General features: G+C 43.5%; 25 protein-coding genes and 1 tRNA gene. 16 read left to right on the forward strand and 10 right to left on the reverse strand.

Annotated elements, in window-relative coordinates; genetic code table 11:
• The first annotated feature begins 73 nt into the window (after window positions 1–73).
• The 3 genes from K5L93_RS17855 to K5L93_RS17865 are packed head-to-tail and all read left to right on the forward strand — an operon-like array spanning window position 74 to window position 3,558.
• Window positions 74–1,249, forward strand: coding sequence for a DegT/DnrJ/EryC1/StrS family aminotransferase (locus K5L93_RS17855; RefSeq protein ID WP_220721042.1), 1,176 nt, complete (start codon window positions 74–76; stop codon window positions 1,247–1,249).
• A 26-nt stretch (window positions 1,250–1,275) separates the two neighbouring features.
• Window positions 1,276–3,174: a polysaccharide biosynthesis protein gene (locus K5L93_RS17860; protein WP_220721043.1), complete on the forward strand. Its 1,899-nt coding sequence runs from the start codon at window positions 1,276–1,278 to the stop codon at window positions 3,172–3,174.
• The gene (locus K5L93_RS17865) at window positions 3,175–3,558 is read left to right on the forward strand and encodes an ATP-binding protein (RefSeq protein ID WP_220721044.1); all 384 of its coding nucleotides are present in this window, start codon (window positions 3,175–3,177) and stop codon (window positions 3,556–3,558) included.
• Between the two features lie 42 nt (window positions 3,559–3,600).
• Here the strand turns inward: K5L93_RS17865 and K5L93_RS17870 are convergent, their stop codons facing one another.
• The gene (locus K5L93_RS17870) at window positions 3,601–5,382 is read right to left on the reverse strand and encodes an AMP-dependent synthetase/ligase (protein WP_220721045.1); all 1,782 of its coding nucleotides are present in this window, start codon (window positions 5,380–5,382) and stop codon (window positions 3,601–3,603) included.
• 616 nt (window positions 5,383–5,998) lie between these two features.
• Here K5L93_RS17870 and galE point away from each other — a divergent pair.
• The 3 genes from galE to galK are packed head-to-tail and all read left to right on the forward strand — an operon-like array spanning window position 5,999 to window position 9,312.
• Window positions 5,999–7,018, forward strand: coding sequence for a UDP-glucose 4-epimerase GalE (galE, locus tag K5L93_RS17875; protein WP_016402493.1), 1,020 nt, complete (start codon window positions 5,999–6,001; stop codon window positions 7,016–7,018).
• A 57-nt stretch (window positions 7,019–7,075) separates the two neighbouring features.
• Window positions 7,076–8,137 (forward strand): UDP-glucose--hexose-1-phosphate uridylyltransferase, encoded by a 1,062-nt coding sequence (locus K5L93_RS17880; RefSeq protein WP_220721046.1) that lies wholly within the window; start codon window positions 7,076–7,078, stop codon window positions 8,135–8,137.
• 11 nt (window positions 8,138–8,148) lie between these two features.
• The gene (galK, locus tag K5L93_RS17885; protein ID WP_220721047.1) at window positions 8,149–9,312 is read left to right on the forward strand and encodes a galactokinase; all 1,164 of its coding nucleotides are present in this window, start codon (window positions 8,149–8,151) and stop codon (window positions 9,310–9,312) included.
• A gap of 337 nt (window positions 9,313–9,649) precedes the next feature.
• Here galK and K5L93_RS17890 read toward each other — a convergent pair whose 3' ends face one another.
• From K5L93_RS17890 to K5L93_RS17915, 6 genes are all read right to left on the reverse strand, one after another.
• Entirely contained in the window at window positions 9,650–10,936 is a 1,287-nt protein-coding gene (locus K5L93_RS17890) for a rhodanese-like domain-containing protein (RefSeq protein ID WP_220721048.1), read from the reverse strand.
• Window positions 10,937–11,015: 79 nt separating this feature from the next.
• The gene (locus K5L93_RS17895) at window positions 11,016–11,360 is read right to left on the reverse strand and encodes a hypothetical protein (protein ID WP_246615084.1); all 345 of its coding nucleotides are present in this window, start codon (window positions 11,358–11,360) and stop codon (window positions 11,016–11,018) included.
• A gap of 23 nt (window positions 11,361–11,383) precedes the next feature.
• Window positions 11,384–11,992, reverse strand: coding sequence for a cytochrome b/b6 domain-containing protein (locus tag K5L93_RS17900; protein ID WP_220721049.1), 609 nt, complete (start codon window positions 11,990–11,992; stop codon window positions 11,384–11,386).
• An 11-nt stretch (window positions 11,993–12,003) separates the two neighbouring features.
• On the reverse strand, window positions 12,004–13,623 hold the full coding sequence (locus K5L93_RS17905; RefSeq protein WP_220721050.1) for a tetrathionate reductase family octaheme c-type cytochrome: 1,620 nt from the start codon (window positions 13,621–13,623) through the stop codon (window positions 12,004–12,006).
• Window positions 13,624–14,281: 658 nt separating this feature from the next.
• Window positions 14,282–14,357, reverse strand: a tRNA-Arg gene (locus tag K5L93_RS17910).
• A gap of 75 nt (window positions 14,358–14,432) precedes the next feature.
• Entirely contained in the window at window positions 14,433–15,575 is a 1,143-nt protein-coding gene (locus K5L93_RS17915; protein ID WP_220721051.1) for a flagellar assembly protein T N-terminal domain-containing protein, read from the reverse strand.
• A 109-nt stretch (window positions 15,576–15,684) separates the two neighbouring features.
• On the opposite strand from K5L93_RS17915, the gene K5L93_RS17920 reads away from it, so the two are divergent.
• The 4 genes from K5L93_RS17920 (at window position 15,685) to K5L93_RS17935 (ending at window position 18,978) form a co-directional block, all read left to right on the forward strand.
• Window positions 15,685–16,269: a FlgO family outer membrane protein gene (locus K5L93_RS17920; protein WP_220721052.1), complete on the forward strand. Its 585-nt coding sequence runs from the start codon at window positions 15,685–15,687 to the stop codon at window positions 16,267–16,269.
• A complete protein-coding gene (locus K5L93_RS17925; RefSeq protein WP_220721053.1) occupies window positions 16,250–16,726 on the forward strand; it encodes an LPP20 family lipoprotein in 477 nt (158 codons plus the stop codon). Before K5L93_RS17920 ends, K5L93_RS17925 begins: the two co-directional genes overlap by 20 nt.
• Window positions 16,727–16,784: 58 nt before the next feature.
• Window positions 16,785–17,531 (forward strand): FlgO family outer membrane protein, encoded by a 747-nt coding sequence (locus tag K5L93_RS17930; RefSeq protein WP_220721054.1) that lies wholly within the window; start codon window positions 16,785–16,787, stop codon window positions 17,529–17,531.
• A 136-nt stretch (window positions 17,532–17,667) separates the two neighbouring features.
• A complete protein-coding gene (locus K5L93_RS17935) occupies window positions 17,668–18,978 on the forward strand; it encodes an IS4 family transposase (protein WP_220721055.1) in 1,311 nt (436 codons plus the stop codon).
• 431 nt (window positions 18,979–19,409) lie between these two features.
• Here the strand turns inward: K5L93_RS17935 and flgN are convergent, their stop codons facing one another.
• From flgN to flgA, 3 genes are all read right to left on the reverse strand, one after another.
• Complete coding sequence (flgN, locus tag K5L93_RS17940) at window positions 19,410–19,829, reverse strand: flagellar export chaperone FlgN (RefSeq protein ID WP_220721056.1); 420 nt, start codon at window positions 19,827–19,829, stop codon at window positions 19,410–19,412.
• A 7-nt stretch (window positions 19,830–19,836) separates the two neighbouring features.
• Window positions 19,837–20,160 (reverse strand): flagellar biosynthesis anti-sigma factor FlgM, encoded by a 324-nt coding sequence (flgM, locus tag K5L93_RS17945; RefSeq protein ID WP_220721057.1) that lies wholly within the window; start codon window positions 20,158–20,160, stop codon window positions 19,837–19,839.
• A gap of 77 nt (window positions 20,161–20,237) precedes the next feature.
• On the reverse strand, window positions 20,238–20,918 hold the full coding sequence (gene flgA, locus K5L93_RS17950) for a flagellar basal body P-ring formation chaperone FlgA (RefSeq protein WP_220721058.1): 681 nt from the start codon (window positions 20,916–20,918) through the stop codon (window positions 20,238–20,240).
• A 168-nt stretch (window positions 20,919–21,086) separates the two neighbouring features.
• Between flgA and K5L93_RS17955 the strand changes: the two genes are divergently transcribed.
• The 6 genes from K5L93_RS17955 (at window position 21,087) to flgE (ending at window position 25,891) form a co-directional block, all read left to right on the forward strand.
• Window positions 21,087–21,998, forward strand: a complete 912-nt coding sequence (locus K5L93_RS17955; RefSeq protein WP_220721059.1) for a chemotaxis protein CheV — start codon at window positions 21,087–21,089, stop codon at window positions 21,996–21,998.
• A 15-nt stretch (window positions 21,999–22,013) separates the two neighbouring features.
• Window positions 22,014–22,838: a CheR family methyltransferase gene (locus K5L93_RS17960; RefSeq protein WP_220721060.1), complete on the forward strand. Its 825-nt coding sequence runs from the start codon at window positions 22,014–22,016 to the stop codon at window positions 22,836–22,838.
• A 183-nt stretch (window positions 22,839–23,021) separates the two neighbouring features.
• Window positions 23,022–23,420, forward strand: coding sequence for a flagellar basal body rod protein FlgB (gene flgB, locus K5L93_RS17965; protein WP_163131719.1), 399 nt, complete (start codon window positions 23,022–23,024; stop codon window positions 23,418–23,420).
• Complete coding sequence (gene flgC, locus K5L93_RS17970) at window positions 23,420–23,839, forward strand: flagellar basal body rod protein FlgC (protein WP_220721061.1); 420 nt, start codon at window positions 23,420–23,422, stop codon at window positions 23,837–23,839. Before flgB ends, flgC begins: the two co-directional genes overlap by 1 nt.
• A gap of 10 nt (window positions 23,840–23,849) precedes the next feature.
• A complete protein-coding gene (locus K5L93_RS17975) occupies window positions 23,850–24,521 on the forward strand; it encodes a flagellar hook assembly protein FlgD (RefSeq protein WP_220721062.1) in 672 nt (223 codons plus the stop codon).
• 32 nt (window positions 24,522–24,553) lie between these two features.
• On the forward strand, window positions 24,554–25,891 hold the full coding sequence (flgE, locus tag K5L93_RS17980; RefSeq protein WP_220721063.1) for a flagellar hook protein FlgE: 1,338 nt from the start codon (window positions 24,554–24,556) through the stop codon (window positions 25,889–25,891).
• The last annotated feature ends 108 nt before the right edge of the window (window positions 25,892–25,999 follow it).

A 25,999-nucleotide genomic window follows, 5' to 3' on the forward strand; every position in this document is an offset into this window, starting at 1 on the left:
CTACTAAAGTTGTAGCTTGAGTAGTTTTACAGCAATATAGGGAAGGTGTTTTAAAGGACTAAAAAAAGTAAAAATGCGAGATTTACCTTCTTGGCCAAGCTTTACAGAGCAGGAAGCTCAAGCTGTAAGTGATGTACTGCTATCAAATAAAGTTAACTACTGGACCGGTACCCAAGGCAAAACCTTTGAGAAAGAATTTGCGGCTTGGGCAGAAACCAATTTTGCAGTTGCTGTTGCAAATGGCACCTTAGCTTTAGAGTTAGCCCTACGTGCTTTAGGCGTTACCTCAGGCGATGAGGTGATCGTTACCTCTCGAACCTTTATTGCATCGGCCAGTGCCATTGTAAATGTTGGCGCTAAACCTGTTTTTGCCGATGTTGATTTAGCCAGCCAAAATATCACAGCAGAAAGCATTAACGCGGTTCGTAGCAAAGCAACTAAAGCCATTATTTGTGTGCACCTTGCAGGTTGGCCCTGTGAGATGGATGCCATCAATCAACTTGCTAAACAGCATAATTTGTATGTGATTGAAGATTGCGCGCAAGCCCACGGCGCTCTTTATCGCGGTAAGCTAGTGGGTGGATTAGGTGATGTAGCTGCTTGGTCATTTTGCCAAGATAAAATTATGACCACGGGTGGTGAAGGAGGCATGGTTACCACCAATGATAAGGCGTTGTGGGAAAAAATGTGGTCGTATAAAGACCATGGTAAGTCTTACGATACCGTGTTTAATAAAGCGCACCCGCCTGGATTTCGTTGGCTACACGAGAGTATTGGTAGCAATTGGCGGATGACTGAGATGCAAGCCGCTATCGGTCGTATCCAATTGACTCGCATGGCCGATTGGCAAAAGCAGCGTCAAGCTAATGCGATGCAGCTGGCTAAATGCCTAGCTGAATATCCTTTTATTACAATCCCTCAGCCTCCCAAGCATATTCAACATGCGTTTTATAAGTTTTATGTTTTTGTTGATAGCAGCCAGCAAACTGTAAGTCGCGATCAAATTATTGACGCATTAAATACAGCCGGAGTGCCTTGTATGCAAGGTAGCTGCGGAGAAGTGTATTTAGAGAAGGCGTTTGACGGCTTAGATGTGAGGCCGCAACGACCATTAACTAATGCTAAACACTTAAGTGATACAGCCATTATGTTCATGGTTCACCCAACCATTACTACGCAGGATATGCAGCATTTATGCGACCTTGTTGAAGATTGCTTAAGCCGTATGTCTTCAGAGATAGCTGTTTAACTGTACTTATCTAAAAAGGAATTTAGATGTTACCGCAATTTAATTTGATGAGTTTATTTGACCGGCCAAGTCGTCGACAAAAAGTTGCGCTTATCTTTACGTTTGATTTGGCCTTTTTAAGTTTAGCTTTTTGGGGGGCGCTTTGGGTTCGCTTTGAGAGTCACCATTACTTTTTCGACACGCCAACCTGGATAACTTTTGGTTCGGTGATTGTTACAACGCTGGCGGGCTTTTGGTATTTTGGTCTTTATCGGGCAGTGCTTCGTTACATCAATGAGAAGAACTTACAAGCAATCTTATTTAGTTTTGCTAGTGCCACCCTTTTAATGATTGTTACCTCATTTTACTTACAAGCGGTGATTCCTCGTACAGCCCCGTTCATTTACTTGGCCTTTGGCATAATTATGTGTGGCGGAGTGCGCTTTGCTATTCGTTACTTATTTGTGTGGATAGAAAACAGTACTAAGCAAAATGTGATTATTTTTGGTGCTGGAGACAGTGGTCGCCAGTTACTGCAAGCCATTGGCCAGGGAGATGATTTTCAAGCGGTAGCATTTATTGATGATAAGCAAGAGTTGCGTCATTCTTTGATTCATGGTTTAACCGTGTATCCGCCTCAACAACTGCCAATGTTGATTCATCGCTTCCATGTCAGCAAGGTTCTATTGGCTATTCCTAATGCCGGTAAAAAGCGTCGTTCCGAAATTCTTACTTCTCTTGCTGATTTAAATACCGAAGTGCTCACCGTTCCTCGTTTAAATGATTTGGTGACCGGTGAAGCAAAAGTTGACCAAATTAAAGAAGTGGATATTGAAGATTTATTGGGGCGTGAAGCAGTAAGCCCGGATAGCCATTTAATGGACAGTTCTATTCGCCATAAAACCGTGTTGGTAAGTGGCGCTGGTGGCTCTATTGGCTCTGAACTTTGTCGTCAAATCATTCAGTATAGACCCAAGCGTTTGTTGTTAGTTGAGCGCTCAGAAGTGGCTTTGTATGAGATTGAGCGTGAACTAATAAAACGTTGTGAAGCCTTAGCGCTTAACGTTGAGCTGGTGCCTCTGATGATTTCTGTTCAGCACTTACCGCGCTTAAGTACCATGATGCAGGCCTATAAGGTAGATACGGTGTATCACGCAGCGGCCTACAAGCATGTACCGTTGGTTGAGAAAAATGTGGTAGAAGGTGTATGTAATAATGTGTTTGGTTCTTACAATATTGCGCAGGCTGCCATTAAAGCAAAGGTAAGCACCTTTGTATTGGTTTCAACCGATAAAGCGGTTAGGCCCACTAATGTAATGGGGGCAACTAAACGTTTGGCAGAATTAGTCATGCAAAGCTTGGCAGAGCACCAGTCTGAAACCACCATTAGTATGGTGCGCTTTGGTAATGTGTTAGGTTCTTCTGGTTCGGTCATTCCGCTGTTTAAAGAACAAATTCGTAAAGGCGAAGACTTAACCATTACTCACCCAGACATTATTCGCTACTTTATGACCATTCCGGAAGCTGCCCAGTTGGTGATTCAGGCGGGATCCATGGCTAAGGGCGGTGAGGTTTTTGTATTGGATATGGGCGAACCCGTTAAAATTGCTGAGCTTGCTAAACGCATGGTTCATCTTTCTGGTCTAGAAGTAAGGGATGAAGCCAATCCTGATGGTGATATTGAACTTAAATACACCGGTTTGCGCCCTGGCGAGAAGTTGTATGAAGAGTTGTTGGTGGGCGATGATGAGCGACCAACCGATCACCCGCGTATTCTTACCGCTAACGAAAGCTTTATGCCTTGGACAGAGTTGATGGCTTTGTTTGATGAGCTAAACCAAGCGTGCGAAGCGATGGACGAGCAAGCGGTGATCGCATTATTAAAACAAGCGCCTTTAGCTTATTGCCAAGAGCAAGAGACACCATTACTTAAGGCTGTTTCGTAGTTGAATAAGCAGCCGTTAAGGCTAACACTGCTTCGAGGCTTGCCCGGTAGCGGCAAGTCTACCTTAGCCGCCACTTTAGATGCTGTTCATCTAGAAGCTGATATGTTCTTTGTTGATAAACAAGGCACATATAATTATCGCGCCGAAGATATTGGGCTGGCACATCAATGGTGCCAGCAACAAACCGAGCAGCAATTAGCCTTGGGCAATAATGTGGTGGTGGCGAATACGTTTGTAAAACAGTGGGAGATGCAAGCTTATCGCGACTTAGCGCTTAAGTATCAAGCCATATTAGATGTGCGTTGCTGTAAGGGACGCTTCCCCAATATTCATGGGGTAAGTGACTTAGTGATAGAAAAAATGCGGAATAGCTGGGAAGATTAGGGAATGAAAAAGGCGCAAACAGCGCCTTTTTTATTCGAAGTATTATGCTGTTTTAGCCTCGGCATACATCGCACTTATTTGCTCAGCAAAGCGACTTTCAATTACTGCTCGCCTTAGCTTTAAGGTTGGTGTTAGCTCACCTTGTTTCATACAAAATTCACGGGGCAGTAAGGTAAATTGCTTTACTTGCTCAAAGCGTGCTAGGTTGGCTTGTACTTGTTTTAGTCTGGCTTGAATAAGGCTTTTTATTTCAGCATGTTCAAGCAGCTCATTTCGATGCTGCCATTTGATTCCCAATTGCTTGGCGTGTAGCTCTAGGGCTTCAAAAGCGGGAACAATCAAAGCTGAAACAAAATGGCGTGCGTCGGCAATAATGGCAACCTGTTCAAACAAAGGTTCGCGGATTAGTGCGCCTTCTACTCGTTGAGGGGCAATGTATTTCCCTCCAGAGGTCTTCATCAGCTCTTTAATTCGCTCGATTAACACTAGGTTACCTTCCGCATCTAGCTTTCCTGCATCGCCGGTATGTAGCCAACCATCTACAATGGTGTCGGCAGTGGCTTGTGGTTTATTAAAGTAACCACGCATTACAGTGTCACCTTTAATTAAAATCTCTCCTTGCTCAGAGATTTTTACTTGTAGCGCTTCTAAAGGCTGACCAATGCTGCCTATGGCCTTTTTAGTTTGGCTGTAACAAGATACCGTAGCGGTGGACTCTGTCATGCCATAGCCATAGTTAATGGGGATATCAAGGCTTTGAAAAAAGCGGTTAATGTCGTCTGCTAATTTAGCCCCAGAGCAGGGCAGTAGCCGAGCTGGGCCAAATATTGCGCGAAGTTTCTTAAGCACAAGTTTGTTGGCAAGCGCATAGCGTACCTTTAGCAGCAGGCTAGGTGTTAGAATATTTTGCTTTGCAGCCATTCGCTGTTGAGCCACGCTTAAGGCCCAATTGAATAGCACTTGTTTAGTTTTTGGGGCCGCGGCAACTTTCTGCAAAATGGCAGAATGAATTTTTTCATAGAGGCGCGGAACACTGCACATTAGGGTTGCTTGGCTACGTGGTAGTGCTTCTTGAATTTGAGCTGGATCTTCAAGATAAATATTGCTCGCACCACGATACAAGATGTAATAAGTCCAAGCTCGCTCAAATACGTGACTTAGCGGTAAAAAGCTTAGTGATACATCGCTAGCTCTAACATCTAGGCGCTGGTCATGCATGGCAAAAGCCGCTGCAAAGTTAGCGTGATCAAGCATTACACCTTTGGGTTCACCGGTAGTGCCAGAGGTGTATATAAGTGTCGCAAGGTCACTCATTTGTTGATTTTGTTGACGCAATAACAGCGTTTGCGCTTCGTCGGCTCCACCTAAACAAAGTAGCTGTTGCCAGCTCAATACGTTTTCTTGTTGAGTGAGCGAGCTTTCTTCAAAACAAATCAGTGTTTCAACTTGCCCAGCATTAAGCAGTTGTAAACCTATCTCTATTTGCTCTTGTTGGCCGACAAACAATATCTTGCAGCCCGCATCCTCTAAAATGTATTGGCTCTGCTCTAGCGTATTGGTTGGGTAAATTGGTACCACACAACCGCGTGCCGCCAAAATGCCTACATCGGTGATAGTCCACTCAGGCATGTTGGGGGACATAATCGCCACGCCTTGCTGTTCTTCATGACCTAGTTTAATCAAGCCTTTTGCTACTTGCGTCCATTGCTGCGAGAAATCCTTCCATGTAAAACACTGCCAAGCTTGGTTGCGCCAAATTTTTAGCGCAACCTGATCTAACTGTTGCTGAGCTTGTTGGCTAAGCAAGTTAACGATGTGCTGCATGTAATTACCTTTATGAGGATGAGGGCGAATAACCATAATTAGGGGGCTATTCTAGGTAGTTTTATTTGAGCGAACAAGTGTAAGCTAAATAGAACCGAAATATTATTTGGGTTTTATAGTGAAATTGTGGGCAATTACCGCATATCAATATGACAAATTGGCTATATGGCCAAGTTTTATACAAAAGCTAGGGGCTGCTCATATCTAAAGGAAACATAATCGAATTATGTCATTTACTGCTATTCTGATAGTTGGGTAAACGTTGTCTTTAAGGTGTTGCAATAAGTTATTGTGGGTAATAGTTTCCCTTGGGTAGAGCTAACACCTTCAACAAAGCATATTAAAAGATTGCTGGAATGGCTAATTGACCTTGCTGGAAAGCTGTTTTGGCGCCTCTGCTGTTATTTACCCAAGGCTGGGGTTGTTGGTGCTTGTAAGGCGATACGAGGCTGTTTATTTTGTGCTGAATCGCAAAAATTGCCAATAATTAAATTACTTTTTATATAAAAGTGGAAACGTTTACCCTTTCGTGCTTCAATACACATATTCGAAGCTGTTAAAGCTGTTTTATGTAGAACTGGGTGCAGCATAAGTTGTACAGATTTTGGAGAATGTAATGAATAAGGTCTTGGTTACAGGCGGTATGGGCTACATTGGTAGTCATACTTGTGTACAACTGATTAATGCGGGCTTAACCCCCATTATTCTCGATAACCTATGTAACAGTAAGCGTGAAGTACTTGCACGGATCGAAACCTTAACCAAACAACAACCTGCTTTCTACCAAGGTGACGTACGAGACCGCGCGGTATTAGAAAAGATCTTTAGTGAACATAATATCGACTCTGTCATTCATTTTGCTGGCTTAAAAGCAGTGGGTGAGTCGGTTGAGAAGCCATATGAGTATTACGACAATAACGTAACTGGTTCGTTAGTACTCATTGATGTGATGCGTAAAGCGGGAGTTAAAAGCATTGTATTTAGCTCTTCGGCTACGGTGTACGGTGAGCCAAGCGTTATGCCAATCAACGAAGATACCCCAACGGGTGATGTGACTAACCCTTACGGTCGAAGCAAGTTTATGGTGGAAGAGTGTTTTCGCGATATTCAACTAGCCGCGCCAGATTTAAGTGTTACCTTACTGCGTTACTTTAACCCTGTTGGCGCGCACCCTAGTGGCTTAATGGGTGAAGATCCTCAAGGTATTCCAAATAACTTAATGCCGTTTATTGCACAAGTTGCAGTAGGGCGCCGAGAGAGTTTGTCGGTATTTGGCGATGATTATCCAACCCCCGATGGCACTGGCGTTCGCGACTACATTCACGTTATGGATTTAGCTGACGGTCACGTTGCAGCCTTAACCAAGATTGGTGAGCAAGCCGGTTTACATATCTTCAACCTCGGAACCGGTAAAGGTAGCTCTGTGCTTGAAATGGTAAAAGCATTTAGCGCTGCTTGCGGTAAAGATATCGCTTATCAAATTTGCCCGCGCCGTAATGGCGACATTGCTGAATGCTGGGCCGCCACCGATAAAGCTGAAAAAGTTTTAGGCTGGAAGGCCACTCGCAGCATTGATGACATGACCGCTGATACTTGGAATTGGCAGTCAAATAACCCTAAAGGTTACGACCAGTAAAAGTTTAGAAAACAGAAAGCACTTTTGTGGGTGCTTTTTATGGAGTAAGAAAATCTCATGTTAGACACTCAATTCGACCCAACAGAGCATCCGCACCGTCGGTACAACCCGTTAACTGGACAGTGGATCTTAGTTTCTCCGCATCGTGCTAAGCGCCCGTGGAGCGGCCAAGATGAAACACCGTCTACTGCTGAGCTTCCTAGCTACGACGAAGGCTGTTTTTTGTGTGCAGGCAATACTCGAATTTCTGGTGATGTTAACCCAAATTATAAGGGGACTTACGTATTTGGAAATGACTTTGCCGCATTGATGACAGATTCACCCGACGTGCCTAAGTCAGCCGATCCCTTGTTTACCAGTATGGAAGCACGTGGTTTAAGTCGAGTGATTTGTTTTTCTCCCGACCATAGCAAAACCTTACCAGAGCTTTCGGTATCCGCTATTCGAGGTGTTATCGACACTTGGAATGAACAAATTGAAGAACTTGGCAAAGACTACCTATGGGTTCAGGCTTTCGAGAACAAAGGTGAAACCATGGGCTGTTCTCAGCCTCATCCTCATGGCCAAATTTGGGCCAATAGCTTTTTACCTAATGAGATTGAGCGTAAAGATAAGCACCTTCGAGAGTATTACCAGCAGCACGGCAGCAACCTTTTAGTTGACTATGCAGCAAAAGAGCAAGCTGATGGTGTGCGAACGGTTGTTGAAACCGAGCATTGGTTGGCTGTAGTTCCTTATTGGGCTGCATGGCCGTTTGAGACGATGCTACTGCCTAAAGCGCATATCCGTCGAATGAGTGAGCTGTCTGATGAGCAACGTGACGATTTGTCTCTTGCCATTAAAAAGTTGACTAGCCGTTATGACAATCTATTTAAGTGTTCATTCCCTTACTCAATGGGTTGGCATTATGCGCCTTTCTTTAAGGAAGGGGACACATCTACAGAGCATTGGCAATTACATGCCTTGTTCTACCCACCGCTATTACGTAGCGCCAGTGTGCGCAAGTTTATGGTGGGCTACGAAATGCTAGCAGAAAGCCAGCGTGACTTAACCGCCGAACAAGCGGCTGCAAAGCTTCGTGACCTAAGTGACGTACATTACAAAGAACAAGATCAGTAAAGGAGTCGATAATGACAGATCGCCAACAACAACTCATTGATAAGGTTGCTAGTGCCTTTACTGAAATGACCGGGCAAGCACCTGCAAAGCTGATACAAGCACCTGGACGGGTAAACCTTATCGGCGAACATACCGATTATAACGACGGATTTGTATTACCTTGTGCTATTGATTACCAAGCTGTAGTGGCTGCGTCTCCACGTACAGACAGTATTGTGCGGGTGGTATCAGTAGATTACGGCAATCAAGTTAACCAGTTTGATATAAGCCAGCCTTTGGAATTTGACCAAGACTTGATGTGGGTTAACTACATTCGTGGGGTTATTTCAGTATTGCTGAATAAAGGTTTTACTTTTGCAGGGGCCGACATTGCAGTGAGTGGTAACGTGCCACAAGGCGCGGGCTTAAGCTCTTCGGCAGCGTTAGAAGTGGTTATTGGCCAAACGTTTAAAACGCTATACGAACTGGATGTATCGCAACAGCAACTTGCTTTAATTGGACAAGAAGCTGAAAACAACTTTGTAGGTTGTAACTGCGGCATTATGGACCAACTTATTTCAGCCGAAGGTGAAGCAAACCACGCCTTGCTTATCGATTGTCGTTCATTAGAAACCAAAGCGGTAGCCATGCCAGAAGATATGGCGGTTGTTATTATTAACAGCAACAAAAAACGTGGTTTGGTAGATAGTGAATACAATACTCGTCGTGAGCAATGTGAAGCTGCAGCTAAGGGTTTAGGGGTAAGTTCATTACGTGATGTTAGTGAAGCGATGTTTGCAGAGAACTCGGCGAGCCTCGATCCTATTGTGGCTAAGCGCGCGCGTCATGTTATTACCGAAAATGCCCGTACGTTGGCTGCATCGGAAGCGTTAAAAGCCAACGATATGGCAAAGCTGAGTGTGCTAATGGAACAGTCTCATGCTTCTATGCGTGATGATTTCGAAATCACGGTGCCTGAAGTAGATGGTCTTGTAGACATTGTTAAGCAAGTGATAGGCGCAGAAGGCGGCGTACGCATGACCGGTGGTGGTTTTGGTGGTTGTATTGTGGCCTTGGTGCCACCTGCTTTAGTGGATGACGTTTGCCAAGCTGTTGAACAGAAGTACCAAGCATTAACAGGGTTAAAAGAAAGCATTTATGTGTGTAAGGCAATGCCAGGAGCAGGTGCTATTTAGTACCTAAGTGCTAGTGTAAAAGCCTCGACTTGATAGCAAAGTGGTTACGCTAAGGTAAGGATCTCTATACTCAAGAGATAGCTTAAGCGTATTTTGTTAGAATAGGGTACCTAAAGGAAGCAGGGTGGTTGATTGTAAGAACAACCCTGTGTTTCTTCTTAACTGCTCGAGTTCTTGTTTAAATTCTGTTGTATTTCTTCTGTTGGTTTTCGTCACTAAGCACTTTAATGATTGGCTTATATTCCAATATTCAAGCATCCTTATTGATAAAAGCAGAACAAAATGCCGCTTAAGCAAATAAGCGGCATTGAAACAAATACAAGGTTTTAGCTGTGAGTTACAATAACTCGATGCCATTATCTTTAGCTACATCTGCAAAACTATCATTTAGAAAGCTCACATTGGTATAACCTTTGTTTGTTAATAATGTGTAGGCTAATGAAGCTCGCGAGCCCCCCGCACAGTGAAAAATGACTAAGCTATCTTTAGGGATTTGGGCTAAATTTTGGTCTAGTTCAGCGAGAGGGATATGTATCGACCCCTTAACTCTTCCATGACTAAGTTCTTCGCTATCTCGCACATCGATGATAGTTGCAGTGCCTTGTTTAGCAGCCTTAACAAACTCTTTTTCGTCTATCGCTCCTTTAGCTTGTTTTTTCTCGTAAACTAATTGATTTAGCACTTCACCACTAGGCAAGTTTTCAGCCGCCCATTGATTAAGCCCACCTTTTAAAATAGAAACATTTTTGAATTTCCAAAAACTTAATATTTCGTAAGCTTCAATAGCCTCATCGGTATCATCAGCGTCTGCCACTATGATAATCGGTGCCTTCTTATCCCTTAAGTTAAATATGGTACGTTGGCCAATGGCTACTTTTTCTTGGTTCATTTTCTGGTGCATAGCCAACAGTTGATCAGAAGGTAAACTTACCGCTCCTGCTACCGATGATGATGGCTTTGTTCGTACGTCCAAAATTACATGGTGTTTATCTAGATTTTGCATTAACCACTTAGGATTAACATGAGTAGGGTAAACTTCTGCTTTCCAAGCCGGATACCCTTGCACGTAGGCTTTGACATTAGTGTAGCCCATAGCTTTAGCTATCTTCAGAGCCTTAGGACTTAGCGGGCAAGTTACTCCTCCACAATAAAAAACCACTAATTGGCTTTTATCCTTTGGTAACCAATCTAAATTGTCTTCTAGTTTGTTGGACGGTGTCGCTTTGGCGCTTGGAATATGCCCTTGTTGATAAATGGCTAGCGGTCTCGCATCGCCTACAAATACTGGTTCACCACTTTCCAGTAAATCGGCGAGCTCATCGGTATCAATCACAAGCTCGTCGGGTAGTTTTACTAGTATACGTTTAATACTAGAGGCAAGGTTGTCATCATTTACTTCCGCTTTAAACTTAGTATTTACCGTTAAATCTTTGAACGACTCCGCATCAACTAGGGTTGTGTCTTCATTGAATTTTATAACCTTAACCTGTTTAGTTTTTGGGTTTAAGTATTGAATAATCTTAGCGCTTTGTGAAATAGATTGAATTTTCCCAACCACTTCTTCAGCCATCAGCGACAGGGGGGCAAATATTAATGTCGCTATAATCATCATTTTCTTGAACATAGGATCCCTCCAAGTTTCTAAGCTAGGCAGTGAATTAGCAAAGCTAAAAACATAGTGTTAGTAGACGTTGTTCTGTACCTTAATCACAAGCTGCTAACTCGCCACTATCGGCTGCGTACTTAATCGCAAAATCTTTTAGATCTGGTGCAATCGCCAAAAATTTATCACTCTGTAGAAATTCACTCGCCTCTGGGTGTTTCTTGGTATACGTTTTGATGAATTTTTTAGCATCTTTTTTAAAATAGCGTTTCCACTCTACCTTTAAGTGTTGTCCAGCAAAGTCTTGTCCGTTATAGCCAAATAGTGGCTTTAAGTACTCCAAATAGTACTCTTGCCCCTTTGCTGCGTCTGCTAGTACTCCAGTAGACAACATTGCAATAGTGCTACCGAGTACTAGTTGTTTGATAAAAGAACCTCTCTTCATTATTGCTACCTCTATGCGCTGATTTAGTAATTGTTAGATTCGTCGTCTGATTCTTTTCCGCTTAACATGGCTCGCAGGTGACTAGACAGCTTGCGACCTAAGGTGATCAGGTATAGGTGAACTAATAGAAATGCGATAAGCGTATAGGCACAAAATGTATGAACAACAGCAATTAAGCCAATTTGTTCTATAAGGCCTGCCGCGCGTAGCTCTGGAAAGAAGAAAAATATTAGACCAGTAATAATCTGCAAAGGGATCAATACAAACAACACGCCTAGATAGGCTAGGCGCTGTAATGGGTTGAATTTATTTTCTGCCGACATATGATGAGGATGCTCCTCGCCAATAAAAACGCCATACAGATAAAATCTTAGCACCACGTCAAGACCATTCTTGTTAGGCACAAATTGTTTCCACTCACCGGTGGTAAATATCCAAGTGAAAATAAGCACTACTAGTGCCGACCAAATGAAGCCAGCCCAATGGTGAAAATTAGAACTTTCGCCAAAACCAAACAGTTTAATAGACCCATGCAGCTCAAGCCCCGTGAGCATTAGTAATAGTACCAATGTGGCTTGGCCCCAGTGCCAAAAGCGTTCAAAACGTTTAAATATCATCACCGCTTTACTCATATTGGTGCCCCTTAATGTTCACGGTTGTTAGACTTGCGGCGACGAAGGGTAAATATCCGCATCAAAGCGTGTAATACAACGCCGACCAATCCACCCCAGATAGCCAAGGCACCAAAACATTCTACAAAACGATTGCTGTCGCGGCCCACTAAGTAGAAATCAGTAAGGCCATTCAAGCGGCTGTTTTTGCTATGACAAGCAACACAAGATAAGGATTCATTTGCAGGGGCAACCATGTGTTTAATCGGCCAATATCCATTAGTTTCTATGAAGTTGTAACTACCACTAAACTCCAGGTTATTGAGTTTGGCACCGGCAATTAGTGCTTTTTCCCAATTGAGTTCAGTCCAAAACGCGCCTGTACCCGCTCTGCCGTATAACTTTATTGGTAGTATGCGCTTAAGTTCTGTATCGTATGGCTGCTTGCCCTTATGTACTTTAAATGGCCAGATACGAGCTTCAGGGTCACTATAACTACCTGTAGGGGGGTTAATGTCGATAGGAGATTGGCTTGGATCGATCGTATCTAATAGGGTCATTTGTTTAAGTTCACCTTTGTACCAGTGATATTCTGGCGTTACGTTCCTTCCCCAGGTAAACGTTCCTTTTTTGCTCATATATGCGTGTTGCTCAACGCCATCAAAAATCTTATCTTCAACAAAAGGTTTGCCATCCTTAGTTTGTCCGGCTGTTGACCAATCCCAAGATAGCTTGGTTAAGTAAGGTCCCCGAGCCATTTCTGGGATGTGGCATGATGTACAGGCTACTTTTGCGGTGTGTATGTCGATGTGCCTTTTATTGTGAGGAGTAGCACTGTGGCAGGACTCGCAGGAAACATTGTTACCTTGCCGACTCGCTCGGCCCATGTTGAGCTGATGGTCGAGAAATGCCTTTCGGTCGTTGTAACGACCAGAGATTTTGTGTTCGCTGGCGCTGTGGCAGTCTTGACAGGAGAAATCTAGTTTTTCAGGGCTCATATGAACATCCAGTTCATATTCAGGGGCAATCAGTGAAAGATCGGTATCGCCATGTTTTACTCCGTTACCACCGCCTCCATTAGCGTGACAAGCTAAACAGTTTTCGCGTGCTGGTTTACCGACATGGGTTGCCACATATTGAAGGTCCACCGCTTTTTGTAGCTTTCCGCCAATTATTTTATCTTCATAATAAGGGTGACCAGAAGTGGCGGCAGACTTTTTATAAGTAGCAGTTGTATCGTGACAAACTAGGCAGTCTACGTTTTCTTCAGCTTCTAAATCAAAGTCTTCGTTGCGCCAACCATAACCCGCATGGCATTGGGTGCAACTTTCATTTCCTTTGGCAGATACGCAATAATTGTTAAAACCATTTTTGGCTTTACCTACTTCAATGCCATCGACTTTTTTTGACCAGGTCCAATGGAACGTTTTATGAACTTGCTTGGCTGCCTCTGTATGACACTCTAGACAGGCCTCTGTTACATCAGGTGCATAGTCAAACTCCTGATTTAACGCTTCAAAGCTAGAGTGATCCGCGGTACTTACAATTGAAGTAACTGATTGATTGAGGCTAGGCTCTGGTTCTGCTGTTGAAGCCAAACTTAAGCTAGAGCAGTTAATTAGTAACACCAACAATGCAATTGATTTATTCATCTATCCTTGATATCCCTCGATGTTTAGCTCACTTAATGTTGCTTAGCACCGTATCCTTTAATGTCTAAGATTTCGGTGCTTATACTTCCTGCTTAAATCAATAACCAAGACCAAACGAAGAGAAGCTTAACTAAATAACTTTATATTAAGTATTAGCTAATGTAATAATTGCTGAATTAATAATTGCTAATATAGTTAATCTGGCTGGGCTATTTTTATGGATGAAACACAAATACGAGTAAAAATGGAAAAATGTGGCCAATAGTTGATGCAGATTAATTTTTGAGGACGTTCAACACCTAGCCATTGTTATTTTGCAGTCACTAAAGTGGCCTCTCCGCATAGGGCTCAAAGTATTGTTGCTCGATTTTTAAGGATGACTCTCTCGCGTTGAGCCGGCCAGGCCTCTGCCGATTCAATAATTAGCGATGTACTGCGGTATTGAATTTGCAGCCTCAACGGATAATTATTTCTTGTGTATTCGGTTAGTATCTTTGGGTTTTCAGGCCTTACCAGATGGCAATTAGATAGGGATTAGGCATCGGATATACAGTTTCAATTTTACGATAAAAGGGGACTTTAGATTTTAGGGTGGGATAGGGCGAGCCTAAACAGCGGTGTGTTTAAGATACTGTATATATAAACTTTTGATTTTAGCTGGCGTCCCCTACAGGATTCGAACCTGTGTCTAAGACTTAGGAGGTCCTTGTTCTATCCAGCTGAACTAAGGGGACACTAAAGTAAGGCGCACAGCTAGTATACTGTGCGCCTTCATTATACTCAGCTTTAACTTTATGAAAAGCAAAGCCTTACTGTTTGCTTACTAAGTCACCAAGTTGAATATTTGCTGTCATGCTTGGGTCAACCGCTACCACGATGGCACTGTCTTGATACACCTGTTCAATTCGTACCATGCTGTCTGCCATAATCTGCTCTTGACGTGGAATGTCCCAATTGCCCCAATGGTAGTTTTGATGAATCAAATTTAACAACATACCACGGTTAAGTTGATTAGCTTTTCCTAGATTAATTTGCCAACGATCTGGTCCTAGCACTTTAACTACACTGCCTTGTAAAGGTTGGCAAGCCAGCAGAGCATCAACTTCGGTTACAATGTGTTGTAGCGTGCTATTTACCGTTTCTCCGTAGGACGATAACCAAAACTCTGCTGAGTAGGGCGAGATTACCTCTCTGGCGTCAAATTCCCAAGGCGCGTTAACAGAAAAGCGCTTGTTGTAGATTTCCTCTAAATCAATGGCGTTGTACACGCGTGCGTTAACCACAAAGTAGCGTTGCGGGTAGCTAAGGTTAATAAATTTTGGTTTATGTACCTGGTCTAATGAAATGTTTTCAATTTCCAACCCAAGTAAGTACTGAGCACCGTAACGATCGGCTACATCTTTAATACCTTTGTAGTTGTGCTCACCGGGCTTGTAGTAGTTTAGTGGCAGTTTAGGAGGGTGCTTAACGTTAAACTGATTGCCGACCTGCCTAGCAATATCGTAAGTACGTTGTTCAATGGCTGGCGATAGCTCTTGTAATTGACCTACTCGAGCTTGATGCTGTTGCTTCAAAAAAGGAGGCAGTAATAGCATGTTTTTGCTGTAGCCACTGGCTTTACATTGACTAGCGGCCGGAAATACGTCGGCTTGCAAAATAATATAGTATTGCTGGCCATGATTACCTTCGTCTAGCACTGTTAGGTTATGTAATGAACCTTTTGAAACCACTTCGATTTGATCAAGCGTGAGCTTTCCGCCAGATACTTTGCTGATGCTGGTTACTGAAGCGCCTGAATACAATAAAAGCTGCTTAACTGCATCTTGGGTGGCTAAGCTTTTCGCTTGCTCAAAATCATTGTTAACGATGGTGGCTTGACCTTTAGCCTCGTACCATACCGCGTGTGTCGACATGCTGATTAGCATCCCCAACAAAAGAATTATCTGTTTCATAAGGCCCTCCTATTGTTTGGGAGTAAGCAATAACTATACCTGAAGTTAAACGCTATTTTTTTGACTGGAACGGTTATTGCTAGGGACAGGAGAGTCGGAGGAGATTGATATGCGATATACGACACTATTTATTTTGCTGGTAACGCTACAAGGATGCAATACCAGTTTACACCATGTTTCTAATTATCCTTATGTTGAGCCGCGTGAGCAACAAGATGCCGCTTTATATGTGCATGTCGATAACTTGTCTAAACAGTTAACTGATGACCTAGATTTAACCGAGACTGACTCGGTGGCCATCAGTACGGTGGTGGATTTAGACAACCTGCAATCGAGCGATGGATTTGGGCGGCAAGTGGCAGAGGCAATGTTTGCCGCTTTATCGCGTGAAGGCGTAAATATGGTAGAGCCGCGCCTTACAGGGCGCTTGCAGATGGACCCTGGTTTTGGTGAGTTTTCGTTATCACGAGATGCAGAATTACTGAGAACTGAAATGGAAATCACTTATGTGGTGGTTGGCAGTTTTCAGCGAACAACTTCGGGTAGGCATGTGAATCTTCGTTTAGTTGAGCTATCTAGCCAAGCGGTTGTGTCGGCTGCATATCAATTTATCCCCAATATGGCGGGGGCAACTTCACCGCGTGTGACTAGTGTTAATGGGAGCTTGCAGCGTCATGAACAATCTGTACTTTAGAACGTGGTTTATTAGTCTAGCGGTTTTACTGTTGCTAGCGTGTACGCCAACAACCCAAGTTAAACAAGTTGAATGGACTTATGATCCGCCGGGTGACTTTACCGTGGTTAATGCCGTTGGTTATGCGCCTATTAGTCAGCAGCGTGGGGCAGACATGAGCGCTAAACAATTACGTGCAATGAAAGCCTCGAAGCTGGACGCTTATCGAGAGCTTTCTGAGCAAGTGTATGGCCAACATATCGATAGTACTGCAACTGTTAGCGATATGGTGCTTGGTAACGAGCGTTTAGCCGCCTCGGTTGCCGGGGTAATACGTGGCGCTAAGGTGATTAATGCCTACGCGGTTGACGATGTATATGTTACTGAGTTGCAACTTGATTTCAGAGAGGTGTACCGCGTTACTATGTCTATGGCACCAACTCGCCATCTCGAGAGTCAAAAAACCGTTCATTTTTAGTAAAGATTTTGCCTTTCTAGCCGATACTTAAAGCGTAATAGACGATTAAGGACGCGACATGAAAGGTATATCTTTAGTAGCCTTGGCTACTTCAATGCTGTTGGGGTGCTCTAGTTCCCCATCAATGCAAAAAGTTGTAGTGTACGATGGCTCAAAGCATCACGCCGCACATACTCACAACGCTCACTACATGGAAGGTGTTTTAGACGAGAACGGCCAGTTGTTTTTAAGTGGAATGCAAAGCCGCTCGCTTAACCCTGCCAGTCCCGATATGAGTGACCCTGATGTTCAGCACTCTCTTACCGATTATGTAAACCTAATGTCGCAACGCTTAGTGTCTAGCTCTCACTATGTGAATGCTGATACACCAATCGGGGTGGCTTCGTTTGTTCCTTTAGATAATCTTCGCACCACTGATTTATTTGGCATGCAGCTAGCCGAAAGTTTTGTTTACGAGATGCAACAAAGTGGCTTTTCGGTGATTGATTATAAAACCACTGGTTTTATTCGCATTACCCCAGAAGGAGACTTCGTATATAGCCGCAACGTCAAAGAGTTATCTAAGCGTTTACCCATTGAGTACTTACTTGTAGGTACTTTTAGCAAATCAAATAAAGGTATTTTGGTGAACGCTCGGATTGTTGGGGCTCAATCAAAAGTAGTGGTTGCCTCTGCTCAAGAGCTTATTCCGAATGAAGTGTATCAAAGCAAAGTACCTGCGCCGGTTAAGCGAGATGGGGTAATGATTATCGAGTCGCGTAAGCAGGCCAGCAAAACTAAGATGCCGATGGGTGAGCGTGGTTAGTTAATTTCGTCTATTACTGTTATACGCAAAACCCTAAGCCTTGGCTGTAATGCCGATCAGTTAAGACAGATCCATTGACGATCTTTCTAGGTATAGCAAAATCCGATGTCATTAATGGCATCGGATTTTTTCGTTTATGGACGTCTCACAAGCACTCAACATCATCAATGACTGGAAGCCCAATCAAATTGAAACACTGGCTGATTTGTTACCCCTTGAGCTCATCAATGATGCCTATGCTTTGTCCGATACGGTTACGCTGAGAAAACGCAAGCTGTCGCTTGAGTCACTGGTCTGGTTGCTTGTTGGAATGGCGCTTTATAATGACAAATCGATAGCCAATATCGTGAATCAGCTCGATATTGTTGACCGTGAAGGTAAGCCTTTCGTTGCGCCAAGTGCACTCACGCAACGGCGTAAACAGCTAGGCGAACAAGCGATACACGATGTCTTTCAACTCATGTCAAAGCGCTGGTGCCAACAAGCCAACTTCGCTCACTGGAATGGTTTAACATTACTCGGTGTTGATGGTGTCACTTGGCGTACTGATGATTCTAAAGAGAACAGCGATGCATTTTCTCGACCTAAAGGCACACAATACCCACAAGTGCGCATGGTGTGTCAGATGGAGTTAAGCACACATCTCATCACCGCCAGTGCTTTCGACGACTACAACGTCAACGAAATGGTGTTAGCCGAAAAGCTGATTAAAGATACGCCAGACCATAGCCTAACGATGTTCGACCGTGGCTTTTATTCGATGGGGTTACTGCATGCTTGGCAGAGTGCAGGTACAGAGCGCCACTGGCTTCTGCCATTAAAGAAAAACACTCAATATACCGTGCAGAGAAGCTTTGGGCGTAACGATAAACTTGTCACCCTTACTAGTAATCCTAGAGCGCGTAAGTTATGGCCAGAACTATCCGAAACGATGACAGCTCGTCTCGTGACCCGCAAAATCAATGGCAAGGCATTTGAGGTACTCACTTCCATGATTGACCCGATGCGCTTTCCCGCAGCAGATATTGGTTCATTGTATGGACACCGTTGGGAAATCGAACTGGGATACCGAGAGCAAAAACAGTTTATGTTGGGAAGGCGTTTGACACTCAGAAGCCGTAAACCGGAGCTGGTGCGCCAAGAGCTATGGGGCATTTTGCTGAGCTATAATTTGATACGGTATCAAATGGTTGAAATGTGCTTTGTGTTGAAAGGGAGCTACTTACCTTACCAGCTGAGTTTCAATGGCGCGTTAGCGCATGTCATGAGGTTATTGGTAGGACTGCCTTATTCCAGCCCAGGGGCAATTCCTCGGCAGCTCAAGCATTTTTATGGGATGGCAGAAAGCCTCATTCTTCCGCCAAGGCGAGAACGAACCTTTCCAAGATGCGTAAAGCCCAGACCGCAGCGATACGCTAGAAACAAAAATGCCGTTCACCTTAAGTGAACGGCATTGAAGCCTTGGCTGGGGTTTTGTTGTTTTTGAATATGTAACTAGGGTCTGTTGATCTTTGGTGTTGAAATTTTATTCGAGATAAGCAGGCTTTAATCGCGGCGAGCACTTAGAAGCCTAGTGGGCTAAGCAAGAAGTGCTTAACAACGAGTAAAGTTCGCTTATCCGAACCCTTTGGGCAGCATTTCTTAGCCATTTATTGAGCGATTATTAAGCCCACTTAACTGCACACTCACTGCTTTGCCTAAATGGCTAATAAATCGCTGCAAAAACCATCAGCAAAGATCAACAGACCCTAGTTCAAGCAGCACTTTTCCAATTAGCATTCATAGCGGCGCATTCAGAAATTTAAATTTAACTAGCTGAGGTGAGCAACTTAAAGCTCGGTTAATTTGGGTTAGGTGTTTTTGGGTGGTAGGGGAAACTTAGGCCTTAAAGCCTTTACCCATTCGTTGTGAACTGTGCTTTTTACCTAGTTTGTCATAGGTAGACGCATTTTGGTTTTGCAGTTGGCCTATTATCGCACTCAGCTGTTTGACTTTTGCATTGCTGGCTTTGATTATTTCGCCATTTAGCTCATTGCGTTCTTGGCATTGGGCAAGCAAACTTTTGATGGTATCGACTTGTTGACCAAATTGAGGATCTGAATTCAGCAGTTCTTTATTGGAAGATGCAGCGATCTCTTCATCAGCACTCGCTATTAACGTCAATGCTTGTTCTTTTTGCTCAGCAATAGAATAAAGAGCTACGATATCGTCTTGCTCAAGAGCAACTTTTTCTTGCTCTAAAAGAGAAAGCAGCAAGGTGAGTTGCTGCTCTTGAGTATTCAGTAGTGGGGCTATCATAGGCTAATTATCCAAGCGCTTTATTAAACTCACTTTCAAAGTCACCCATTTTCTGCGCAACTTTATTGGCATCTACTTGATAAGTACCATCGGCCACCGCTTGCTTGATTGATTCGAGCTTAGAGCTTCTACTATTTGAATCACTGAGCAAATTCTGCTGAATACGGTTTAGTTGTTGTGCTTCGTTTGTAAGCATAACTGAATCCTGGGCTGCAGCAGAACCAGCGGTTGAACGTTGTTCAGCGCTTTCTTTTGTGCCTTTGTCAGCAACTCGGTTTGAGTCTAGTTGACTAGGACGGTTCCCACCTAAGTTGTTAATATTTAAAGCCATAATGGCGCCCCACAGTTAATCAATTTTTCGTATTCAATAAAGCTATCGGCTTGCTTTGGTAAAACTTTAGAAAAAAATTAAAGTTTTACATCAACTAAACCAATTGCTTTTACTCGGCCGGTGACCAGACGCTGAGACTGATTATTTCTAACCCGAATGGTATCACCAATAGTACCACTGGACAAAGCGGTTCCTTGGGTTGTTACGTTCAGCCCGCCAGCATTGGCAGAGATGGTTACAGCATCACCTTTACAAACAATGCAAATATCGCGCCCAGTTATAATTTGGTCTTTTCGCATCGCTCGCCTAAGTTTAGCACCAAGTAGTGGCTCTAGCTCTGTGAAGTAACTGCCACGTAAGCGATTTTCGGGTAAAAAATTGGTGGTAAGTTGCGCGTTAGTTAAGGCGGCCCCTTCCTGGATGGGTGAGGCTGCTACCACCACGGCAAGCAATACTTGTTTGCGTACTGGGATATAGAGACGCCAGTTTGCTTGTTCATCACAAGTGACTAAAACACTGGTGTTTCTGCGCACCTCGCCATTGGCTAAGCTATAGCGGTAGGGTGTTGGGCATTCGGGGATGGCAATCCGCTCATCAAGTTGATTTGCGGTAAGCTCAATTTTTTGACTACTGTCGTGAATTATTTGCGAACGGACAAAATCTACTGCTGCTTTTTCCAGCTGTATATGTAGCTCAGTAGTGTGAGCAGTAAGACTAAAACAAAATAATAAGAGTGAAGCTGCAATTTTTATCAACATTTTCGATATGATACCGATAAAGCAAAGTAACAATTGGCTTTTTTGTCTATGCTTAACAAGTCGATGTTAAGCCTTTTGGTGTCAAAAAAACGACAATTAAGCTAGATTAAGCGATAGTATACAGGGGTTAAGCAAGGTTGATGCCCCTTTCTAAGGAGTGATAAGTATATGGCGGGTATTTTAGATTCGGTAAACCAGCGTACGCAGCTAGTAGGGCAGAATCGCTTAGAGTTGTTGTTATTTAGGTTAAATGGGTCTCAGCGCTACGGTATTAATGTATTTAAAGTAAAAGAAGTTTTACAGTGTCCGCCACTCACTGCATTGCCTAAATTAAATCCTGTTATCCGTGGTGTGGCACATATCAGGGGGCAAACTATTTCGGTCATTGATTTAAGTTCAGCCACAGGCGGGCGTCCAATAGAAGATGTGACCAAGTGTTTCATTATCATTTCTGAGTACAACCGTTCCGTGCAGGGCTTTCTTGTCGGTTCAGTCGAACGTATCGTAAATATGAACTGGGAAGACATTTTGCCGCCGCCAAAAGGTGCGGGAAAATTTAACTATTTAACCGCTGTTACCGAAGTTGAAAAAGAACTGGTTTCAATATTAGATGTAGAAAAAATCCTAGATGAAATCTCACCGGTTGATACAACTGTTAGTAAAGAGATCGTTGAAGAAGCCGCCGCAAATGTGCAAATAGATAAAAAAGTATTAGTGGTTGATGATTCCTCTGTTGCCAGAAATCAAGTCAAACGCGCGGTTACTTCTTTAGGGGTTGAAACCTTGCTTTGCCAGGATGGGCGTGAAGCTTTAGAGCTACTAAACAGTATGGCTAAGGATGGCCCTATCACTGACCAAATTGCGCTGGTGATTTCTGATATCGAAATGCCAGAAATGGACGGTTACACTTTAACCGCGGAAGTACGTTCAAACCCTGATTTAAAAGGTTTACACATAATTTTACATACCTCACTAAGTGGTGTATTTAACCAAGCTATGGTAAATAAAGTTGGCGCTAACGCTTTTATTGCCAAATTTAATCCAGATGAACTAGCAGCCGCTGTTCGTCAATCTTTATAGAGTGTGGATGCATTTGTGAGAACCATAACAGATGACGTGTATAAGCAGTTTTGCGGCTTTCTAGAAAAGCAGTGCGGAATTGTATTAGGTGACAATAAACAATACTTAGTAAAGAGCCGTTTATCTCCATTAATGGCTCAGTATTCTGTAGCAAGCCTGACCGAGTTAGTACAAAAAGCTATGAGCTTGCGGGAGCGTGAGTTACGAGCAGCGGTAGTTGATGCGATGACAACTAACGAGACCTTATGGTTTAGGGATACTTATCCATTTCAGTTACTCGGCGATAAACTTCTACCCGAGTTTGCCAAGTTGTCACGCCCAGTCAAAATTTGGTCGGCAGCGAGTTCTTCGGGGCAAGAGCCGTATTCAATTATGATGACCTCTTTGGAATATCAAGCTAGACGCCCTGGAGCTTTGCCAATGGGAGTGCAAGTAGTGGGGACTGATATTTCACCTTCAATGCTGGAGCATTGTAAACGCGGTGAATATGATACTTTGGCTTTAGCGCGTGGTTTATCACCGGAACGTAAACGTCAGTTTTTTGAAGCTACATCTGACGGACGTTATAGAGTAAACGATAAAGTGCGTAAAAATGTCAGTTTTAGACCGCTTAATCTCTTAGATAGTTATGCCTTGATGGGCAAGTTTGATATTATTTTTTGCCGAAATGTATTGATTTATTTTAATGCTGATGTGAAGTCGAAAATTCTCAATCAGTTTGCTCAATCGCTAAACCCTAATGGTTATCTAATGCTTGGCGCGTCTGAATCGATCACCGGCTTAACCGACCGTTTTAATATGTTACGCTGCCATCCCGGCATTGTTTATCAATTGAAATAGGTGTTTTATATCGCGGCAGTAAAGGGCAATACTTGCCGCTTTATTTGCCGCTGGCATTCATGTTGGCGCCTTTCTTTTCCTACCAATACAACTAAGTCCTTTAGTTAACTGAACAAAAAGCGTCAAAAAAACTCTGGCACAGCTCTTGCTAAATATTCCTTGTGGAAGTGTAACGAGGTGTATATGGCAATAACATTTGATAAAGCATTAGGCGTTCATCAACATACTGTAGGTGTAAGAGCCCGCCGTTCTGAGGTGATTGCTAGTAACATTGCTAATGCTGATACACCTAACTATAAAGCACGAGATATAGATTTTAACAAAGCCTTTGCTGCAGCCAAGAGTAAACAAGGTGGTGGAATGCATATCACCAATGAGCGCCACATAAGTGGCGGTAACAGCCAATTTGCGGAATTGGGCTTTCAAGTGCCGGATCAGCCTGACACTGGTGATGGTAATACCGTTGATGTACAGAAAGAGAAAGCTGCATTTATGCAAAATGGCTTGGAGTACCAAGCAGGGATTGGCTTTCTTTCTAGTAAATTTAGTGGCTTACGTAATGCAATTAAGGGAGGTCAATAATGAGCTTTTTTAATGTTTTTGATATTACAGCGTCGGCGATGAAGGCGCAGTCGGTACGATTGAATACTACCGCCAGTAACCTTGCAAACGCCGACAGTATTAGTTCAAGTATCGACCAAACGTATCGAGCAAGAAAGCCAGTGTTTGAAGCTGAGTTGAATAAAGCGTCTCAAGCCCAGGTTGAATCAGCAAAAGTTAAAGTAGCGGGTATTGTTGAGTCAGATGCTCCGTTACGTAAAGAGTATTACCCGGAACACCCGATGGCCAATGAAGAGGGATATATTTTCAAGCCAAACGTTAATGTTATTGAGGAAATGGCAGACATGATGAGTGCTTCGCGTTCTTATCAAGCTAATGTTCAAGTAACAGAAGCTGCTAAGCAAATGCTTAATAGCACGCTTAATCTGGGTAAAAGTTAAGGAGTAGCCAGTGTCTACTATTGATCCGTTACAAAGTAATTATTGGCAGCCAGAATCGGTTGTTCCAGAAAGTAATAACAACCAGTCGCTAGGGCAAGAGGATTTCTTCTCACTGCTTACTACGCAGCTGCAGTATCAAGACCCTAGTAAGCCGGTTGATAATGCTGAGATGATTGCCCAAATGGCAAGCTTTCAAACTTCTGAGGGTATTGCGGAGCTTGGCACCAAGTTTGACACAATGAACTCGATTATGAATTCATCGGCTGCTTTGCAAGCGTCAACATTAGTCGGTCAAAAAGTATTAGTGCCGCTAGATTACGGGCATAACGGTGGCACTGGTTTTGACGGTGTAGCAGTAACTGGCGCAGCCACCACCAATGTAAAAGTTTCGGTCGAAAATGCGGCGGGCGAAGTTGTTAAAGTGATCGACTTAGGTGAGGGAAGCGGCAACATGCCATTCTCTTGGGATGGTACCGATTCTAACGGGAATCCGATGCCAGAAGGTAAGTACAACATTAAAGTTAATGGTGTTCAGGGCGGTAAAGAGATCAGTTTACCCACCGCAACATACGCAAGCGTAGGTAGCGTGAGCTTAGCGGGTGGTACATCTGGCGTAGTCGTCAATTTAGAAGGCTTGGGTGGCATTGCAATGAGCGATGTTCTTGAAGTAGCCAAGGCCTAACAAAGAATAGTAAAACGATAGGAGATTGAGAGATGTCATTTAATATCGCTCTAAGCGGCATCAATGCCTCGCAAAAGGATCTTGACGTAACGGCGAACAATATTGCTAACGTCAACACCATTGGTTTTAAAGAGTCACGTGCTGAGTTTGCCGATGTGTATGCAACATCGATTTTCTCAAATGCTCGTACCGCAGTAGGTAATGGTGTTAAAACTGTAGATGTAGCTCAGCAATTCCACCAAGGTAGCCTTAACTTTACCCAGAATGCTTTAGATATGGCGATCAGTGGCGAAGGCTTTTTTGTTACCGCCTCTGATTTGACCACCCAAACGCGAGAGTTTACTCGTGCCGGTGCGTTTAAGCTAAATGCTGATAACTTTATTGTTAACTCACAAGGCCAATATCTACAAGGTTATACCGTAAACAACAGCGGCACGCCTTCAGCGGTGAGTATGGCTGCAACCAGCGCGATTCAAATTAGTGCTGAAGTAGGTAACCCTACAATGACTAGCCAAGTTGATATGAGTTTTAACTTGCCTTCTAGCGGCACTACTCACGATATTGGCGATTTTGATCCCTCTGACAGTAATACCTATACCTCAGCGACCTCGGTGACAGTTTACGATTCGCAAGGTGGCTCGCATGTCGCTGAAACCTTCTTCATTAAAGATGACACTACAGCGAATACTTGGCACAAGTTGATATACATTGATGGCCAGCCAGTAGACGTTGCTGGCGGTACAGCCAATACCCCTAACGCGGGTAACCCTAACCCAAATATTCCAGCGTCTGCGACCTTAACTTTTGATAATACTGGTGCACTCGCGTCTACCGCGCCACTTATTATTGAAACAGTAGCGCTTGGTACGGCACCACCAAATGGCCCTGGTGGTGTGTGGGATCCGGTAACGGGTTCGGTAGATCCAACCCAAACTATTACCTTTAACCTTAATGGTCCAACTCAATATAACTCTGCTTTCGAAGTTTCTAGCTTATCGCAAGATGGTTCTACCGTTGGTAAATTGACAGGTATTGATATTGGCCCTGATGGTTTGGTTGTTGCTTCTTACAGCAACGGTCAAACGACCAATATCGCTAAAGTGTCGGTAGCAAAATTTGCCAATAACCAAGGCTTAGCGCAAATTGGTGATACCTCATGGCAGCAAACTCAGCTAAGTGGGGAAGCGATTGCCGGTGAAGGTAACTCAGGGACTTTTGGCAAAATTAACTCGGCTTCTTTAGAGCAAGCTAACGTTAACTTAACCGAGCAGTTGGTTAATTTGATTAGCGCACAGCGTAACTTCCAGGCTAACTCTCGTGCCTTAGAAGTTAACTCGACGCTACAGCAAACTATTATTCAGATTCGTTAACGACGATATAGAGTTTGACCCAAAAGGCAGCTTTGGCTGCCTTTTTATTTTGTTGATTTAGTTAGCTTTTTTAATCTTTGTTTTCTTTGTTTGTCTTCTGGCATTTTA

The sequence above is a fragment of the Agarivorans litoreus genome (assembly GCF_019649015.1).
GTDB lineage: Bacteria > Pseudomonadota > Gammaproteobacteria > Enterobacterales > Celerinatantimonadaceae > Agarivorans > Agarivorans litoreus.